We start from the raw sequence: 1,811 nt of genomic DNA on the forward strand, positions 1-1,811 counted from the left end.
GCCGTTCGATGTTCCCGAGGGCCACACGGAGGACAGTCGGCTCGCCGAACTCACCTATGCGGGGGCCGCGCGGCGCTACGGGGCCCGGGATACGGCGCCGGAGGCCTATGCCCAGATCCACCGCGAGCTGGGGGTGATCGCCGAGCTGGGGTTCCCCGGCTACTTCCTCGTGGTCCACGACATCGTCGAGTTCTGTCGCAGGGAGGGCATCCTCTGCCAGGGCAGGGGGTCGGCCGCCAACTCGGCGGTCTGCTACGCCCTCGGCATCACCAACGTCGACCCGGTGGGCGCGCACCTGCTCTTCGAGCGATTCCTGTCCCCGGAGCGGGACGGTCCGCCCGACATCGACGTGGACATCGAGTCCGGTCGTCGGGAGGAGGCCATCCAGTACGTCTACTCCCGCTACGGGCGGGACCATGCCGCGCAGGTCGCCAATGTCATCACCTACCGGGGGCGGTCGGCCGTGCGGGACGTGGCCCGGGCACTCGGGTACTCCACCGGGCAGCAGGACGCGTGGTCCAAGAGCGTGGACCGGTGGTCGGGTCTGAAGAACCACGAGCGGGAGGCCACCGAGCACACCGTCCCGGCCGACGTGCTGGCGCTGGCCCGCAGACTCGTCGGACTGCCCCGGCACCTCGGCATCCATTCCGGCGGCATGGTGATCTGCGACCGGCCGGTGGCCGACGTGGTGCCCGTCGAATGGGCGCGCATGCCCGGGCGGACGGTCCTGCAGTGGGACAAGGACGACTGCGCGGCGGTCGGTCTGGTCAAGTTCGACATGCTGGGGCTGGGGATGCTCACGGCGCTACACCACGCCATCGACCTCGCGGCCGAGCACAAGGACCTCGAGGTGGACCTGGCCCGACTGGACCTCTCCGATCCCGAGGTCTACGAGATGCTGTGCCGGGGTGATTCCGTGGGGGTGTTCCAGGTGGAGTCGCGGGCGCAGATGGCCACGCTGCCCAGACTCCGGCCGCGGACGTTCTACGACCTCGTGGTGGAGGTGGCGCTCATCCGCCCCGGCCCCATCCAGGGCGGCTCCGTGCACCCCTACATCCGTAGACGAAACGGGCGGGAGGAGGTGGTGTTCGACCACCCCGCGCTCGAGGCGGCCCTGGGGCGGACGCTGGGGATCCCGCTGTTCCAGGAGCAGCTCATGCAGATCGCCACCGAGATCGCCGGGTTCACCGGGGCGGAGGCGGACCAGCTCCGCCGGGCGATGGGGGCCAAGCGCTCACCCGAGCGGATGGCGCGGCTGCGGGAGAGGTTCTTCGCGGGCATGCGTGACCTCCACGGCATCGGCACCAGCCCACCCGGGACACCGGTCACCGGGCCCGAGGTGGGGGAGCGGATCTGGGAGAAGATGTGCGCGTTCGCCAACTACGGCTTCCCCGAGAGCCACTCCCAGTCCTTCGCGGCGATCGTCTACTACTCGGCGTGGTTCAAGTGCCACCACCCGGCTGTCTTCTGTGCGGCGCTGCTGCGTAGCCAGCCGATGGGGTTCTACTCGCCGCAGTCCCTCGTGGCCGACGCCCGCAGGCACGGCGTCACCGTGCACCGCCCCTGCGTCAACCGTTCGATCGGCGGTGCCACGTGTGAGAACGGGGGTACCGAGGTGCGTCTCGGCCTGGAGTCCGTGCGGGCCATCGGCACCGATCTCGCCACGGCGATCGCCGACGAGCGCGACACCCACGGCCCGTACCTCTCGGCCGCCGACCTCGCCGGCCGCACCGGGCTGACCGTCCGACAGATGGAGGCGCTGGCCACCGCGGGGGCACTCGACGCGCTCGGCGTCGGGGGGCGGCGGGAGG

General features: G+C 71.1%; 1 protein-coding gene. It reads left to right on the forward strand.

Annotation, left to right across the window (positions count from 1 at the left end):
- On the forward strand, positions 1-1,811 hold a 1,811-nt coding region (locus tag G6022_RS11940), incomplete at both ends, for an error-prone DNA polymerase (RefSeq protein WP_182691624.1).

The sequence above is a fragment of the Dietzia sp. Cai40 genome, assembly GCF_014145165.1.
Classification (GTDB): domain Bacteria; phylum Actinomycetota; class Actinomycetes; order Mycobacteriales; family Mycobacteriaceae; genus Dietzia; species Dietzia natronolimnaea.